The sequence below is a fragment of the Streptomyces sp. NPDC086777 genome (assembly GCF_040702065.1).
GTDB lineage: Bacteria > Actinomycetota > Actinomycetes > Streptomycetales > Streptomycetaceae > Streptomyces.
In genome coordinates this window covers 32,373-48,281 of record NZ_JBFBJI010000056.1, presented here as the reverse complement: position 1 = coordinate 48,281, position 15,909 = coordinate 32,373, and the positions used below count along the sequence as shown (strand labels likewise).

Here is a 15,909-nt window from a genome sequence, read left to right as displayed (position 1 = left end):
GACACCGCGAGCAGGGTGTCGCCCTGGGCGGTCACAACCGCCCGGCTGCCGTTACGTGTGTTGACCAAGCCCATCGCGGTGAGGACCCGGATGAACGGCGTCTGCTAGCTGTCCAGGCCGATCGCGAACGCCGCCTCCAGGTCGTGCTGGGAGTACGTGCGGAACGCGACGTGGGTGTCCGTGCCCTCCACGCCCTGGATCTTGCTGATCCGGCCCGGGATCACCTCGGCCAGGTCCTCGTGCTCACGGACCCGGACCATGGCGATCAGGTCGTACGTGCCGGTGACGGAGAAGACCTCGCTGACGCTCTCCAGCGCGGCGATCTCTTCCGCGATCTCGGGGATCCGGTCCACGCTGGTCTTGATGAGGACGATCGCGGTGATCACGGCTGGTTCTCTCCCTCGGGTGCCGGAGCTGGGGCGGCCTTCACTTTAGTCGCCCGCCCGTCACCCGCCACCGCCCTTCCGAGGCCGCGCTCCGCGCCCTTCTTTTTTCTGTACCGCACCCACGCGTAGCCGAACCCGAGTCCGAAGCCGACCAGGTGGGCGAGGTAGGCCACGCCGGGGCCGGAGGGGGCCTGGTCGAGGGCCAGCCACTGGAGGGCCGCCCAGAAGGGGAGGACCACCCAGGCCGGGAAGCGGAGCGGAAGGAAGAAGAGGAAGGGGAGGAGACTGGTCACGCGGGCGCTGGGGAACAGGTACAGGAACGCTCCGAGGACCGCCGAGATCGCCCCGGACGCGCCCACCAGTGACTGCGGGGACGTGGCGTTGGCGGCCGCGTAGCCGAGCAGCGCGAGGTAGCCGCAGCCGATGTAGAAAAGGGTGAACTCCGCGCGGCCCATCCGTTCCTCGGTCATCGCCCCGAAGACGAAGAGGAAGAGCATGTTGCCGAGCAGGTGCACCCAGCTGCCGTGGATGAACAGTGCCGTGGCCGGGGTGAGCGCCTCCCGCGCCGGATCGTCGAACAGGTCGGCGGGCACCACGCCCCAGTGCCGGAAGTATGCCCGCTGGGCGGTCGCGAGGGCCTCTCCGGTGCCGTAGGACGGGGTGAAGCCGGAGGCGGGGCCGAGCACGAAGATCAGGCAGCACACGGCGATCAGGGTGTACGTCATGGGCGCGGACGTGCCCCGCAGACTCCGCAGGGTCCGGGCCGCCGTGGTGTTCCAGTTGCCGATCATGGACATAGAGCATGGCGTAACGGGACGCACTGGTGCAGATCGCCTCGCCGCCGTGGACAGGGCGGCGTCGAGTACCCGCCAGGCCGTAGGGTTACGAGCCACACGCGTCGGGACGGCGCGTCACGGACACTAGAAGGAAGCGAACAAGCCACGATGACGGTTCCCCTGCCGACCGCCACGACGCGGTGGCGCTGCACCCTCTGCGGCAACCTCACGCGCTTCGACGTGACCCGCTCGTCGAAGGTGGTCGAGTACATCCACCTCGACCTGGCCGGTGAGCCGAAGGTCGAGGAGCGCGAGGTGGTCAGTGAGACCATCGAGTCGGTGCGCTGCCGCTGGTGCAACGCGGTGGACCAGGTGGAGCTCGTGGACAGGCCGGGCGCCGACTCCTGATACCGGGAGCCGGCCCCGTACAGGTGATGGGGTGTGACGGATGGTGGAGACCACGGGCGGGGGGCCGGGCGACGGCACCGCCGAGGTGCTTGACCGTCCGATGCCCGACGGCGTGCGGCGGCGGGTCGTACAGATCGTGTCGGACGGGTTCGGTGGCCTGACCGTCGCCGAACTGCCCGCCCAGCTGAGGCAGTACGCCCGCTTCGCCTCGAACCGCCGGGCCAAGTTCGCGGGGAACGCCATGGCGGCCGCGCTGGAGACGGACACCCTCTTCCGGCAGCGGATCGGGGAGAAGCTGAGAGAGGCCCAGCCGGAACTGGCCGGCGCCCTGGACTCCGGCTCCCCGCCTCCGGCCGCGGACCCGCTCGACGTGGCGGCCGCGGCCTACGTACTGCGTCCCGCGGGCTGGGTGAAGCTCGTGGCGGCGGCCGGCGAGGAGGCCCAGCGGGCGGACGCCGAGCGGGCCGACGAGGAGAGCCGGGCCGAACTGCAGCGGCTGCGCGAGGAGCTCGACCGGGCCCGGGAGCTGACCCGGTCCGAGACGGAGCGGCTGCGCGCCGAGCTGGACGCGGCGAAGAAGGAAGCGGAATCGCTTCACCGCAAGCTGCGGGCCGCCCTGAGCGACGTGAAGCGCGGCGAGGCGGCGCTGCGCAAGCTGCACGGCGAGATGGAGACCGGGCGGGCCGAGGGGCAGACCCTGGTGTCCGCCGCGGAGAGCGAGAGCCGGCGGCTCAAGGCCCGGCTCGCGGAGACCGAGGCGGCCCTGGAGGCCAGCCGCCGGGCCGCCCGCGAGGGGCGCAGCGTCGAGGACATGCGGCTGCGGCTGCTGCTCGACACCGTCCTCGACGCGGCCCAGGGGCTGCGCCGGGAGCTGGCGCTGCCGCCGGTGTCGGTACGGCCCGCCGAGACCGTGGACGCGGTCGAACCGGGACGAATGACCCCGAAGGACATCGCGGCGCGTGCGCTCTCCGAGCACGACCCCGCCATCCTCAACCAGCTGCTCGCCCTGCCCCAGGCGCACTTGGTCGTCGACGGCTACAACGTGACCAAGACCGGCTATCCGCAGATGCCCCTGGAGAAGCAGCGGCTGCGGCTGCTCGGTCAGCTCTCCCAGCTCGCCGCCCAGACCGGCGCCGAGGTCACCTGTGTCTTCGACGGCGCCGAACTGGCCGCGCCGGTGCTGCTCGCCCCGCCGCGCGGGGTCCGGGTGCTCTTCTCCAAGCCCGGCGTCACCGCGGACGAGTTGATCCGCCAGCTGGTGCGCGCCGAGCCCCCGGGGCGGCCGGTGATCGTCGCCTCGACCGACCGGGAGGTCGCCGACGGGGTGGCGAAGGCGGGGGCGCGTCCGGTCGCTTCTGCGATGCTTCTGAAGCGACTGTCCTGAACGTGCAACCCGCATATGCAATGCCCGAATTGACCGAACCGTCACGCAACGTAGCGTCAATCGCGCACTACTGCTCGTGAGTTATGTGCAAAGAGTGCGTTGCGTGACCACTTTTTTGGCTGCTGGGTTTGAACTGATCACAGGTAGGTCACTAGGGTCTGGGCTCGAACCTCCACACGGGTGATCACTCAAACGAAGGAGCCCGTCTCCGTGGCGTCCCATCGTCGACCCAAGCAGCCGAGCCGTGCGCGCGTGACCGTGCTCACCACCGCAGCAGCCGCCGCCGTAGTCCTCAGCGCCAACGCCGCCAACGCGGCGCCCAGCGAGAAGCTGACCAAGGACGAGGTCAAGGCGAAGGTCGACAAGCTCTACGAGGAGGCCGAGCAGGCCACCGAGAAGCTGGACGGCGCCAAGGACAAGCAGCAGAAGCTGCAGAAGGAGATATCCACGATCCAGGACAACGTGGCTCGTGGGCAGGAGGACCTCAACAAGCTGCGGGACAGCCTCGGTTCGCTGGCCACCGCGCAGTACCGCTCCGGCGGCATCGACCCCTCGGTCCAGCTCTTCCTCTCGTCGGACCCGGACGACTACCTCGACAAGGCGTCCACGCTCGACCAGCTGAGCGGTCAGCAGGTCGAGGCCCTGAAGAAGATCCAGGACAAACAGCGCGAACTCGCCCAGGAGCGGGCAGAGGCCAGCGACAAGCTCAAGGACCTCTCCGCCACCCGCACCGAGCTGGCCAAGCAGAAGAAGGCCGTCCAGGCCAAGCTCGCCGACGCGCAGAAGCTGCTCAACACGCTGACCGCCAAGGAGAAGGCCGCCCTCGACGCCGAGCAGGCCCAGGCCGCCAGCCGCGCCTCCTCCCGCGTGGACCTCGGCAACACGGGCTCCGCCTCCGGCCGGGCCGCCGCCGCCTTCGCCGCCGCCCAGTCCGTGATCGGCTCGCCGTACGTCTACGGCGCCTCCGGCCCGTCCGCCTTCGACTGCTCGGGCCTGACCTCGTGGGCCTACGCCCAGGCCGGAGTCACCATCCCGCGCACCTCCGAGGCGCAGGCCAACGCCGGCACCCGCATCTACAGCGCGAGCGACCTCAAGGTCGGCGACCTGGTCATCTTCTACGGCGACTACCACCACGTCGGCCTGTACGCCGGCAACGGCCAGGTGCTGCACGCCCCGCACACCGGCGCGGTCGTCCGCTACGAGGCGATGAGCGACATGACCTTCGAGTTCGGCGTCCGGATCTGACCCCGCCGGGGTACGGCGACACCCGTACGGCCGAAGATCGACTCGCCGGGACGCCCGAACGGGCGAATCGCGGCAACCAGAACTGACTCCACGCCCCGCCGGTGACCTGCGTCAGCGGCGGGGCGTCACGTTCCGTGGCCGCGGAGGTCTTTGGCCGGGGTGCGGTCGCGCGGCTACTGTCTGGCGCGTTTCCTCCGGCGTCCGGGGCATCCCCGTTCCCCGCGCCGGGGGAAGCGGTTCCCGTCCGCCAGCAGAAGGACCGCCGTGGGGTCTCATCGCCGTCTCGCACCGTCGTCCGGGTTCAACCGGGGCGCCGGTGCCGCAATCTGCGCGCTCTCGGCCGCGGCCGCCGCGCTGGGTGCCGTACCGGCGAGCGCCGCGCCGCACGCCGACGCCCGTGCCGAGGTGGACCGGCTGTACCAGCAGGCCGAGGAGGCGACCCAGGCCTACGACAAGGCCGACGAGCGGGCCGGCGCCCTGCGCCGCGAGGTGAACGAGTCCCAGGACCGCATCGCCCGCCAGCAGCAGCGCATCAACACCATGCGGGAGGCGCTCGGTTCGCTCGCCGGCGCCCAGTACCGCTCCGGCGGCCTCGACCCGACCGTGGCCCTGCTGTTCTCCGACGACCCGCAGGACTACCTCGACCGGGCCTCCCTCCTCGACCGCGTCGACGCCCGCCAGGCCGGGCAGCTCAGGCAGCTCCGGACGGCGATGCGCGAACTCGCCCAGGAGCGCACCGAGGCCACCGGGAACCTCGCCGAGCTGGAGCGGAGCCGCAAGGCCGTCGCCTTGCACAAGGCCGTCGTGGAGGGCAAGCTCGCCAAGGCCCGCCGGCTGCTCGAGACGATGCCCGCCGCCGACCGCGCCGCCTTCGAGCACGCCTCCCGCGGCGACGACCGCGCCGACCTGTCCGACCCCTCAGCGGCGGCCGTCCCCGACGCCCGCGCCGCCGCCGCGATCGCCGCGGCCCGCTCCGCCCTCGGCAGGCCCTACGTCTGGGGCGCCAACGGCCCCACCGGCTTCGACTGCTCGGGCCTGATGCAGTGGTCCTACGCGCATGCCGGGATCCACCTCCCGCGCACCTCGCAGGAGCAGCGCTTCGCCGGCCACCAGGTCCCGCTCTCCCAGGCGCAACCCGGCGACCTGGTCGTCTACCGCTCCGACGCCAGCCATGTGGGCATGTACGTCGGCAACGGCCAGGTCATCCACGCCCCCTACCCCGGCGCCCCGGTCCGCTACGACCCGGTCGGAATGATGCCGGTCTCCTCCGTCACCAGGCCCTGACTTCCGGGCTCCTGCCCTTACGATCGGAAAGTGGCTGGTCGTGGACGGGTGTGGCGCTCAGGAGCGGTGGGGCTGTGTCTGCTGCTCCTGCCGCTGACCGGATGCGGCGGCGGGCAGTCGTCGACCGGTACGGCGATGGCCGAGGTGCAGCAGGTCCTGGACCGCCGCTCGGCCGCGGTCCTCGGCCACGACGAGCAGGCGTACGCCGAGACCGGCACCCGGAGTTCGTACGCCGACCTGCGGGCCGTACCGCTCGCGGGCTGGCGCTACCGGCTCACCGCCCTCCACCCCGACGGCGCCGGAGCCACCGCCGACGCGCAGCTCAGCTACCGGATACAGGGCTACGACAAGGCACCGGTGACGACGGACCGGGCACTGACCCTCAGCCGCACGGCCGACGGACAGTGGTATGTCACATACGACAAGCCCGCCGGGAAGTCCGGGCAGCAGCTCTGGGACCAGGGCAGGGTGACCGCCGTCAGGACCACCCACGCCCTCGTGCTCGGCGTCGGCCAGTCCGCGGCCACGCTGCGCGACTACGCCCGGCTCGCCGACACCGCCGTCCCCGAGGTCTCCAAGGCCTGGGGCACGGACTGGACGCAGCGGGTGGTCCTGCTGGTACCCGGGTCGCTGGACGGCATGGCGGGCCTGCTGGGCGCCCCCGCCTCCAACTACAAGGGCATCGCCGCCGTCACCACCGGCGAGGCGGGAGGCTCCGGTCAGGCACCGGCGGACCGGGTCATCCTCAACCCGGAGGCGTACGCGATCCTCGGCACGGTCGGCCGCCAGGTCGTCCTCACCCACGAGACGACCCACGTGGCCACCCGCGCCCACACCACGGCCGCCACCCCGCTCTGGCTCTCCGAGGGCTACGCCGACTGGATCGGCTACCTCGGCACCGGCCGCACGCCCACCGAGGCGGCCCCCGAACTCGCCCGCACCGTCGAGGCCGGGGACACCCCCGAAGAGCTCCCCGCCGACCAGGACTTCGGCTTCACCGACGACCCCGCCAAACTGGCCCAGGCCTACGAGGGCGGCTGGCTGGCCTGCCGGATGATCGCCGCGCACTGGGGTGAGGACAAGCTCGGCGCCTTCTACCGCGCCGTCGGCGCCCACCGGGCACGCGCGGGCGCCGTGGAGGACGCCCTGAAGACCCGACTCGGCACGACCCTCGCGGCCTTCACCGCCCGCTGGCGGGAGTACGTGCGGGCCCAGCTGGGCGACTGAGCCGGCCGCGCCCGGGGTGAGCCCCGGGGCCGGCCCCGGGGTCAGGAGGACACCGGGGTCCCCGTGGCCCGGGACGGCTGGGACGGGAACGGGGCGGCGGTGTCCTCGGTCACCGTGGAGTGCCACAGGGCGCGGGCCGCCGCGACCGTCGCCGCCACCAGCAGGCCGTTGCGCAGGAGGAGCAGGACGATGCCGTACCAGTCGCTGACCACGACGTGCGAGAAGCCGACGGGGAACTCCAGAACGGTCACGAAGGCCGCCGACAGGAGCAGGGCGGCCGGGAGGGTCATGCGGCTGGCGCGGAAGCAGAGGCAGACGGCGGCCAGGCCCACCAGCCACACCATGTACTGGGGGCTGATCACCCGGCTGGTGACCGTGAACATCAGGACGGCGGTGAAGGCCGCGTCCGCGAGCGTGTGGGAGCGGAAGCGGACCGCCGACAGCCGCCACAGCAGCAGCCAGCCGAAGGCCAGCACCGTGAGCAGCAGGGCCGCCGTGCTCACCGCCTTCACGTGCGGGCCGAGGAATTCGATCGAGCCGTAGTTGAGCAGCACCTCGCCGTGCCAGCCGAAGTGCCGGGCGACGTGCAGGACCAGCGCGCCGAGGGACTCCACCTCGGTGCCCCGGTCCCGCTGGAAGGTCAGGAACGAGAACGCCCCCGGCATGGCCACCGCGAACAGGGCGCCGACCGCGCCCGCCGTGCCGGCCGCGGCTGCCCAGGCCCGCCGCCGTACGGCACCCACGAGGAGCAGCGCCGGCCACACCTTGACCATCGCGCCGAAGCCCGCCAGCGCGCCCATGAGCCGGGGGTGCCGGGCCCCGGCGAGCAGCGCGGCGACGGCGACGGCGGTGACCATCAGGTCGTAGCGGGAGTAGACGGTCGGTCCGAGCAGCGGCACGCCCAGCACCCAGACCCAGGCACCGCGCAGGGTGCGGCCGGGGCGCGGGCCGGTGTACAGGAGGAGGGAGAGGACCACCAGGTCGGCGAGGCAGGCCAGGACGTAGAAGGCGGTCGGGTAGTCCAGGAAGGGGAGGAGGCCGGGGGAGAGGATCGCCAGGGCGGCGGCGGGCGGGTACTGCCAGGTGACGTCGTCCAGGGGAAACGTTCCATGCCGCAGGACCTCGTACCAGCCCTGGTAGATCACGGAGACGTCGCTGGTGACGTCCGCGCCCGGGAAGACGAACACCTTCAGGACGAACAGCAGCAGCACCACCCGGGTGGCACCCCAGGTGACCAGCAACAACGCCAGGGCACGCCGCCCGCCCGTCCTGTCCACCTGAGCCCCTGTCCGTCGGCAACGCCGTGTCGAGTGGGCCACATGATCCCCCGGCGTCCTGTGCGGGGGCCATGAAGCGTGGCCGAGCACACCGTGCGGGTAGGGTCGGCGTCGATGAACAAGACGCTCGTCGTGACCAATGACTTCCCGCCGCGGCCGGGCGGTATCCAGGCGTTCCTGCACAACATGGCGCTGCGTCTGGACCCCGAGCGGCTGGTCGTCTACGCCTCCACCTGGAAGCGGGGCCGGGAGGGCGCCGAGGCCACCGCCGCGTTCGACGCGGAGCAGCCCTTCACCGTCGTGCGCGACCGTACGACGATGCTGCTGCCGACGCCCGGGGCGACCCGGACGGCGGTCGGGCTGCTGCGGGAGCACGGGTGCACGTCGGTGTGGTTCGGGGCCGCGGCGCCGCTGGGCCTGATGGCGCCGGCGCTGCGGCGGGCCGGGGCGCAGCGGCTGGTCGCCACGACCCACGGGCACGAGGCGGGCTGGGCCCAGCTGCCGGCCGCCCGGCAGCTGCTCGGGCGGATCGGGGAGGCGACCGACACCATCACGTACCTCGGCGAGTACACGCGGTCCAGGATCGCCACCGCGCTCGGTACGGAGGCGGCGGCGCGGATGGTGCAGCTGCCGCCGGGGGTGGACGAGAAGACGTTCCACCCGGGGTCGGGCGGTGCCGAGGTGCGGGAGCGGCTGGGGCTGAGCGACCGGCCGGTGGTCGTGTGCGTGTCGCGGCTGGTGCCGCGCAAGGGGCAGGACACCCTGATCCTTGCGATGCCGCTGATCCTGGCCGCCGAGCCGGACGCGGTGCTGCTGGTCGTGGGCGGCGGGCCGTACGGGAAGGAGCTGCGGCGCCTCGCGAAGGAGACCGGCGTAGAGGCCTCCGTGCGCTTCACGGGCGCCGTGCCGTGGGCGGAGCTGCCCGCGCACTACGGCGCCGGCGACGTGTTCGCCATGCCGTGCCGGACCCGGCGGGGCGGGCTGGACGTGGAGGGGCTCGGGATCGTGTACCTGGAGGCCTCGGCGACGGGCCTGCCGGTGGTGGCCGGGGACTCGGGCGGGGCGCCGGACGCGGTCCTCGACGGGGAGACCGGGTGGGTGGTGCGGGGCGGGTCCCCCGAGGAGGCCGCCGAGCGCATCGTGGCGCTCCTGGGAGACGCCGAGCTGCGGCAGCGGATGGGGGAGCGGGGGCGGCGGTGGGTCGAGGAGAAGTGGCGGTGGGATCTTCTTGCGGAGCGGCTGAAGGAGTTGCTGTAGAGGGTTGGGTCGTCGCCCGGCTACGGGCGGTGGGGGCCGGTCGCGCAGTTCCCCGCGCCCCTTTCGGGGGCGCTTGTCACCAACTCTGTTCTATCCCTAGGCGGAACCGGAAAATCCGCACATGCTGCGCACATGACAGCAAAACTGATGCAGCGTCAGCTGACTAGGCGTCACATCCTGGGCATGATCGCCCTCCAGACCGCCGCAGCGGCCGGTCTCACCCGGGTCGGACTCCCCTCGGCGCAGGCCGCCGAGGAGGCGGCCGACGTCGACAACGCGCCCGCGATCGTGGTCGGTTCGGGGTACGGCGGGGCCGTGGCCGCGCTCCGGCTCGGGCAGGCCGGCATCCGGACCCTCATGATCGAGATGGGCCAGCTGTGGAACACGGCCGGCTCCGACGGCAAGATCTTCTGTTCCACCGCCGCCCCGGACAAGCGGTCCATGTGGTTCAAGACCCGCACCGAGGCCCCGCTCGCCACCTTCCTCTGGCTGGACGTCGTCAACAAGAACATCGACTCCTACGCGGGAGTGCTCGACCGGGTGCACTTCGACAACATGTCCGTGTACGTGGGACGCGGTGTCGGTGGCGGGTCGCTGGTCAACGGGGGGATGGCGGTCACCCCGCTCCAGTCGTACTTCACCGAGCAGTTCCCGACCGTGGACGCGACCGCGATGTACGGCACGTACTTCCCGCGCGCCCGGGCCATGCTCGGCGTCAACACCGTCGACACCACCTGGTTCGAGTCGACCGAGTGGTACCAGTTCACCCGGACGTCCAGGAAGGCCGCCACCAACACCGGGCTCAAGACCACCTTCGTACCCAACGTCTACGACTTCGGGTACATGCAGCAGGAGGCCGCCGGCACCGCCACCAGGTCCGCGCTGGCCCAGGAGGTCATCTACGGCAACAACCACGGCAAGAAGAGCCTCGACAAGACCTACCTGGCCGCCGCCCTCGGCACCGGGAACGTCACCATCCACACCCTGGAGAAGGTGAAGGCCGTCACGAGGGCGAGCGACGGGTCGTACGTGCTGAGCGTGGACCGGATCGACACGAGCGGGAACGTCGTCGAGAGCAAGCAGTACAGCTGCACCTACCTGTTCCTCGGCGGCGGCAGTCTCGGGACCACCGAGCTGCTCGTCCGGGCCCGGGACACGGGGGCGCTGCCCGCGCTCAACTCCAGTGTGGGGGCGGGCTGGAGCACCAACGGCAACACCATGCTGGGGCGCGCCAACCACATCTGGGACACCACCGGCGCCAACCAGGCGACCATGCCGGTGATGGGCATCGACGACTGGGCCAACACCGACAACCCGGTCTTCGCGGAGATCGCCCCGCTGCCCATCGGGTTCGAGACCTGGGTGAGCCTGTACCTGGCGATCACCAAGAACCCGCAACGGGCGTCCTTCACCTACGACTCCGCGAGCGACGGGGTGAAGCTGGGCTGGACCGCGGCCCAGAGCGCGGTCTCGGTCGCCATGGCGAAGAAGCTGTTCGACCGGATCAACCTGGCCAACGCCACGATCTACCGCTACGACCTGTTCGGGTCGAGCAGCAAGGTGTTCGCGGACGACTTCTGCTACCACCCGCTGGGCGGCTGCGTGCTGGGCAGGGCCACCGACGACTACGGGCGGGTGAAGGGGTACTCGAAGCTGTACGTCACCGACGGCTCACTGGTGCCGGGGAACATCGGCGTGAACCCGTTCGTCACCATCACCGCGCTCGCCGAGCGGGCGATGGAACGGGTTCTCGCCGAGGACTTCTGACCACCGGGCGGATGCCCCGAGTGCCGCTCTACTTCTGGTAGATGGCCTCGATCTCGTCCGCGTAGTCCTTCGCCACCACGTTGCGCTTGAGCTTCAGGGACGGCGTCAGGTGGCCCGACTCCTCCGAGAACTGGGAGGACAGAATGCGGAACTTCCGCACCGATTCCGCCTTCGACACCGCGGCGTTGCCGTCGTCGACGGCGTCCTGGATCGCAGCGATGAGATCCGGGTCGTCGCGCAGCGACGCCGCGGTGACACCCGCCGGCTTGCCGTGGTCTGCCGCCCAGCGGCCCAGGAACTCCTCGTCGATGGTGACCAGCGCGCCCACGAACGGCCGCCCGTCGCCCACCACCATGCACTCCGCGACCAGCGCGTGCGCGCGGATGCGGTCCTCGATCACGGCCGGGGCGACGTTCTTGCCGCCCGCGGTGACGATGATCTCCTTCTTGCGGCCGGTGATCCTGAGGTAGCCGTCCTCGTCCAGGGTGCCGATGTCCCCGGTGTGGAACCAGCCGTCGGCCAGCGCCTCGGCGGTCGCGGCCGGGTTGTTCCAGTACCCCTTGAACAGGTGCTCACCGTGCAGCAGCACCTCGCCGTCGTCCGCGATGCGGATCACCGAGCCGGGCAGCGGCTGCCCGACCGTGCCGATCTTGGTCCGGTCCCAGGGGTTGAACGCGGTCGCCGCGCAGGACTCGGTCAGGCCGTAGCCCTCCAGGACCGTGAAGCCGATGCCCCGGAAGAAGTGGCCGAGCCGCTCGCCGAGCGGGGCGCCCCCGGAGATCGCGTACTCGCCCCTGCCGCCGAGCACCGCGCGCAGCTTGCTGTAGACGAGCTTGTCGAAGGTCCTGTGCTTGATCTTCAGGCCGAGCGTCGGGCCCGACGGCGTGTCCAGCGCCTTGCTGTACGCGATCGCGGTGTCCGCGGCCTTGTCGAAGATCTTGCCCTTGCCGTCCGCCTGCGCCTTGGCGCGCGCCGAGTTGTAGACCTTCTCGAAGACGCGCGGGACGCCGAGGATCAGCGTCGGCCGGAAGGCGGCCAGCTCGTCGGTGAGGTTCTTGATGTCCGGGACGCAGCCGAGCTTGATCGGCGCCATCATCGGGGCGATCTGGACGAGGCGGCCGAAGACGTGCGCGAGCGGGAGGAAGAGCAGGACGGAACACTCACCGGTGCGGAAGAGGGGGCGCAGCCGCTCCACGATGTTGCCGCACTCCGCGAAGAAGGCGCGGTGGGTGAGGACGCAGCCCTTGGGGCGGCCGGTCGTACCGCTCGTGTAGACGATGGTCGCCGGGTCGTCCGCCTTCGCCTGCGAGCTGCGCTCGTCGACCGTGGCGTCGGTGACGCCCTGGCCGAGTCTCCCGAGCTCCTCCAGGGCGCCGGCCTCGATCTGCCAGACGTGCTTGAGGGCGGGCAGTGTCTCGCGCACCGACTCGACGGCTGCCGTGTGGCCGTCGAGTTCGACGATGCAGGCGGTCGCGCCGGAGTCGCTGAGGATCCACTGCACCTGCTCCGGCGAGCTGGTCTCGTACACCGGCACGGTGACCGCGCCGGCGCTCCAGATCGCGAAGTCGAGGAGCGTCCACTCGTAGCGGGTGCGGGACATCAGGCCGACCCGGTCGCCCGGCTGGATGCCGGCGGCGATGAGGCCCTTCGCCGCCGCGTGCACCTCGGCCAGGAAGGCGGCGGCGGTCACGTCCTGCCACACACCGCCGACCTTTCGGGCCATCACGGCGACGTTCGGATGCTGCGCGGCGTTTCTGCGGACGATGTCGGTCAGATTCCCGTCCGCGGGGACCTCGTACAAAGCCGGAAGGCTGAACTCGCGCAAGACTGCTGCTCCTCATAGGGCGCCGACGCCACGACGTTGTGCGATGCGACGGTGCGGTCCAAGGCTCGGGCAGGTGCTCAGGGCTTCGGCACGGGCTGGAAGATCCGTTGGTTGAATTCCTGAGCACGACTGGACTGCCCGGACGTTACCCGTCGGTATGGCTTCTTCGACAGGGGGGTCCGACGAGATGTTCGCTGCGTCACACGGGTTGGTGTTCCTTCGCGTACGGTAGTCCACGCCTTTAGTGACTGACCAGTAACCGCGGGCCCGGCCATCGCCTGTTCACGTTTGCCGCACAGGCCTACCCTTGATCACCATGGCAGCCACACCCCCCGGCATCCGAAGGACCCGCGTCCATGTGGTCAGCGACGTGCACGGCAACGCCCGTGACCTGGCCAGGGCCGGCGACGGCGCGGACGCCCTGATCTGTCTCGGCGACCTGGTCCTCTTCCTCGACTACGCCGACCACTCCCGCGGCATCTTCCCCGACCTGTTCGGCGTCGAGAACGCGGACCGCCTCGTCGAACTCCGCACCGCCCGCCGCTTCGAGGAGGCCCGGGAACTCGGAGCGCGGCTGTGGGGCGGGATCGGCATGGACCGGGCGACGGCGATCGAGAAGGCGGTACGCAAGCAGTACGCCGAGATGTTCGCGGCGTTCCCGACACCGACGTACGCGACGTACGGCAATGTCGACATGCCGCCGCTGTGGCAGGAGTACGCCGGTCCGGGCACGACGGTCCTCGACGGCGAGCGGGTGGAGATCGGCGGCTGGGTCTTCGGCTTCGTCGGCGGCGGCCTGCGCACCCCCATGCGCACCCCCTACGAGATCCCCGACGAGGAGTACGCGGCGAAGATCGATGCGCTCGGCGAGGTCGACGTGCTCTGCACGCACATCCCGCCGGAGGTGCCGGAGTTGGTGTACGACACGGTGGCGCGCCGTTTCGAACGGGGCAGCCGGGCGCTGCTGGACGCCATCCGCCGCACCCGCCCCCGGTATTCGCTCTTCGGCCATGTCCACCAGCCCCTGGTGAAGCGGATGCGGATCGGGGCCACCGAGTGCGTGAACGTCGGGCACTTCGCCGGTACCGGCCGGCCCTGGGCGCTGGAATGGTGACGAGCCCGGACAGGGGGTGAAGTCGGCTGGTCGGACGCGCGGTAGCCTTCACGCGGCACGCGTGTGCGCACGCCCGCGCACGCCGACCCCTTTACCGGTCCCACCGGTCCCACCGGCCCGCATCTGGAGGAGCCACGGCGATGGCGGAACACACCAGCTCGAACATCACGATCGAGGCGGCCCCGGCCGACGTCATGGCGGTCATCGCCGACTTCGGGCGTTACCCGGACTGGACCGGCGAGGTGAAGGAGGCGGAGGTTCTGAAGACCGACACCCAGGGCCGCGCCGAGCAGGTCCGCCTGGTCATGGACGCCGGTGCGATCAAGGACGACCAGGTCCTCGGGTACACCTGGACCGGCGACAACGAGGTCTCCTGGACGCTGGTGAAGTCCCAGATGCTGCGCTCGCTGGACGGCTCGTACCTGCTGAAGCCGGCGGGCGCGGGCTCGACCGAGGTCACGTACTCGCTGACGGTGGACGTCAAGATCCCGATGCTCGGGATGATCAAGCGCAAGGCGGAGAAGGTCATCATCGACCGGGCGCTGGCGGGCCTGAAGAAGAGGGTCGAGTCGGGGGAGAAGTGAGGTAGGGAGGCGCCGTAGGGGTACGCGGGGGACCCCGGGTGCGGTCGTCGGTGGTTGCTCGCGCGGTTCCTCCCCCAGCCTTCGGCCGGGGGTACCCCCAGCGCCCCTGACGGGGCGGCACCCTGCCAACGCCGGTGAGCGACACTCCCTGCGCCCGCTGCAGCGGGGGCTCACCTGGACGTCCGTTACGGTTCACCCTCATGCGCACCATCCTGATCACCGGCCCCGGCGGCAGCGGCCGTACGACCGTCGCCGCGGCCACCGCCCTGCGCGCCGCGGCCGCCGGCACCCCGACCCTCGTCCTGAGCGCCGACCGCACGGACACCCTCGGCGCCGCCCTGGGCACGGCGACAGGAGCGGAGCCCGTCCGCGTCACCCCCACCCTCACCGCCTGGCGCCCCGACGCCGCCGGCCGCTTCCGCGAGGACCTGACCGCCTTCCAGACCCGCGCCGCGAACGTCCTCGACCTGCTCGGCGCCTCCCGCCTGGACGCCGAGGAACTCACCCCCCTGCCCGGCGCCGAGGAGCTCTCCTTCCTCCGCGCCCTGCGCGACGCCGCCCTCTCCGAGCGCCACGAACTGCTCGTCGTGGACCTCCCGCCCATCCCGCAGGCGCTCGCCCTCCTCTCCCTCCCTGAGGAGCTCCGCCGCTACCTGCGCCGCCTGCTCCCGCCCGAGCGGCGGGCGGCCCGCGCCCTGCGCCCCGTCCTCGGCCGGCTCGCCGGCGTCCCCATGCCCGCCGACTGGCTCTACGAGACCGCGGAACGCTGGGACACCGAGCTGGCCGCCGTGGAGGCCGTCCTCGCCGACCGTGACACCGCCGTACGCCTGGTCGCCGAACCCGGCCCGGCCGGCGCCGACGCCGTCCGCGCCGCCCGTCTCGCCCTCGCCCTGCGCGGCCTGTCCGCCACGGGCCTGGTCGCCAACCGCGTGCTGCCCGAGGCCACCTCGCTGCACGCCCTGGTCGCCCAGCAGCGCAAGGCCCTCGCGGAGTGGGGGGAGGCGTACGACGTCACCGCGGTCGCCCACCTCGGGCACGACCCGCGCGGCACCGACGACCTCGCCGCGCTCGCGGTGCCCGGTGTCAACACCGCGCCCGCCCCGGTCGAGTGGCCGGTCGCCGACCGGATCGAGGCGGACGGCGTCCTCGTCTGGCACATCCCGCTGCCCGGCGCGATACGGGACGACCTCGACCTCGTCCGGCGCGGCGACGAGGTGGTGATCACCGTGGGCGGCTTCCGCCGGATCGTCGCCCTGCCGTCGGCCCTGCGCCGCTGCACCGTCGCCGGGGCCGCCCTGCGCGACGGCGAGCTGCGGCTGCGGTTCGCGCCGGACCCGGAGCTGTGGCCGCGCTGACGGTGAAACCGGTACGCCCG

At 71.7% G+C, this 15,909-nt stretch carries 14 protein-coding genes; 10 read left to right on the top strand and 4 right to left on the bottom strand.

Annotated features, from left to right (window positions below):
• Nucleotides 1–104 precede the first annotated feature (104 nt).
• Together AB0472_RS42510 and AB0472_RS42505 are read right to left on the bottom strand one after the other, a co-directional pair.
• Nucleotides 105–386 carry an Lrp/AsnC ligand binding domain-containing protein gene (locus AB0472_RS42510; protein ID WP_366364742.1) on the bottom strand — a complete coding sequence of 94 codons (282 nt, stop codon included), beginning with the start codon at nt 384–386 and terminating at the stop codon, nt 105–107.
• Nucleotides 383–1,177 carry a rhomboid family intramembrane serine protease gene (locus tag AB0472_RS42505; protein ID WP_366364744.1) on the bottom strand — a complete coding sequence of 265 codons (795 nt, stop codon included), beginning with the start codon at nt 1,175–1,177 and terminating at the stop codon, nt 383–385. The genes AB0472_RS42510 and AB0472_RS42505 overlap by 4 nt, the downstream gene beginning before the upstream one ends.
• Before the next feature lie 153 nt (nt 1,178–1,330).
• On the opposite strand from AB0472_RS42505, the gene AB0472_RS42500 reads away from it, so the two are divergent.
• The 5 genes from AB0472_RS42500 (at nt 1,331) to AB0472_RS42480 (ending at nt 6,710) form a co-directional block, all read left to right on the top strand.
• A complete protein-coding gene (locus AB0472_RS42500) occupies nt 1,331–1,570 on the top strand; it encodes a hypothetical protein (RefSeq protein WP_361256516.1) in 240 nt (79 codons plus the stop codon).
• 40 nt (nt 1,571–1,610) lie between these two features.
• Nucleotides 1,611–2,954 (top strand): NYN domain-containing protein, encoded by a 1,344-nt coding sequence (locus AB0472_RS42495; RefSeq protein WP_366364741.1) that lies wholly within the window; start codon nt 1,611–1,613, stop codon nt 2,952–2,954.
• Between the two features lie 210 nt (nt 2,955–3,164).
• Entirely contained in the window at nt 3,165–4,199 is a 1,035-nt protein-coding gene (locus AB0472_RS42490) for an NlpC/P60 family protein (RefSeq protein ID WP_366364740.1), read from the top strand.
• Nucleotides 4,200–4,463: 264 nt separating this feature from the next.
• On the top strand, nt 4,464–5,483 hold the full coding sequence (locus AB0472_RS42485; RefSeq protein ID WP_366364739.1) for an NlpC/P60 family protein: 1,020 nt from the start codon (nt 4,464–4,466) through the stop codon (nt 5,481–5,483).
• 30 nt (nt 5,484–5,513) lie between these two features.
• Nucleotides 5,514–6,710, top strand: coding sequence for a hypothetical protein (locus tag AB0472_RS42480; RefSeq protein ID WP_366364738.1), 1,197 nt, complete (start codon nt 5,514–5,516; stop codon nt 6,708–6,710).
• A 41-nt stretch (nt 6,711–6,751) separates the two neighbouring features.
• Here AB0472_RS42480 and AB0472_RS42475 read toward each other — a convergent pair whose 3' ends face one another.
• Nucleotides 6,752–7,987, bottom strand: coding sequence for a glycosyltransferase family 87 protein (locus AB0472_RS42475; RefSeq protein WP_366364737.1), 1,236 nt, complete (start codon nt 7,985–7,987; stop codon nt 6,752–6,754).
• 114 nt (nt 7,988–8,101) lie between these two features.
• Between AB0472_RS42475 and AB0472_RS42470 the strand changes: the two genes are divergently transcribed.
• Together AB0472_RS42470 and AB0472_RS42465 are read left to right on the top strand one after the other, a co-directional pair.
• On the top strand, nt 8,102–9,244 hold the full coding sequence (locus AB0472_RS42470) for a glycosyltransferase family 4 protein (protein WP_366364736.1): 1,143 nt from the start codon (nt 8,102–8,104) through the stop codon (nt 9,242–9,244).
• Between the two features lie 183 nt (nt 9,245–9,427).
• On the top strand, nt 9,428–11,011 hold the full coding sequence (locus tag AB0472_RS42465; protein WP_366364743.1) for a GMC oxidoreductase: 1,584 nt from the start codon (nt 9,428–9,430) through the stop codon (nt 11,009–11,011).
• A gap of 28 nt (nt 11,012–11,039) precedes the next feature.
• Here the strand turns inward: AB0472_RS42465 and AB0472_RS42460 are convergent, their stop codons facing one another.
• The gene (locus AB0472_RS42460) at nt 11,040–12,836 is read right to left on the bottom strand and encodes an AMP-dependent synthetase/ligase (protein ID WP_366364735.1); all 1,797 of its coding nucleotides are present in this window, start codon (nt 12,834–12,836) and stop codon (nt 11,040–11,042) included.
• A gap of 316 nt (nt 12,837–13,152) precedes the next feature.
• Here AB0472_RS42460 and AB0472_RS42455 point away from each other — a divergent pair, with 316 nt between their 5' ends.
• The 3 genes from AB0472_RS42455 (at nt 13,153) to AB0472_RS42445 (ending at nt 15,889) form a co-directional block, all read left to right on the top strand.
• A complete protein-coding gene (locus AB0472_RS42455) occupies nt 13,153–13,950 on the top strand; it encodes a metallophosphoesterase (protein ID WP_366364734.1) in 798 nt (265 codons plus the stop codon).
• Between the two features lie 140 nt (nt 13,951–14,090).
• Nucleotides 14,091–14,534 (top strand): SRPBCC family protein, encoded by a 444-nt coding sequence (locus AB0472_RS42450; protein ID WP_366364733.1) that lies wholly within the window; start codon nt 14,091–14,093, stop codon nt 14,532–14,534.
• 200 nt (nt 14,535–14,734) lie between these two features.
• Nucleotides 14,735–15,889: an ArsA-related P-loop ATPase gene (locus AB0472_RS42445; RefSeq protein WP_366364732.1), complete on the top strand. Its 1,155-nt coding sequence runs from the start codon at nt 14,735–14,737 to the stop codon at nt 15,887–15,889.
• Nucleotides 15,890–15,909: the final 20 nt, after the last annotated feature.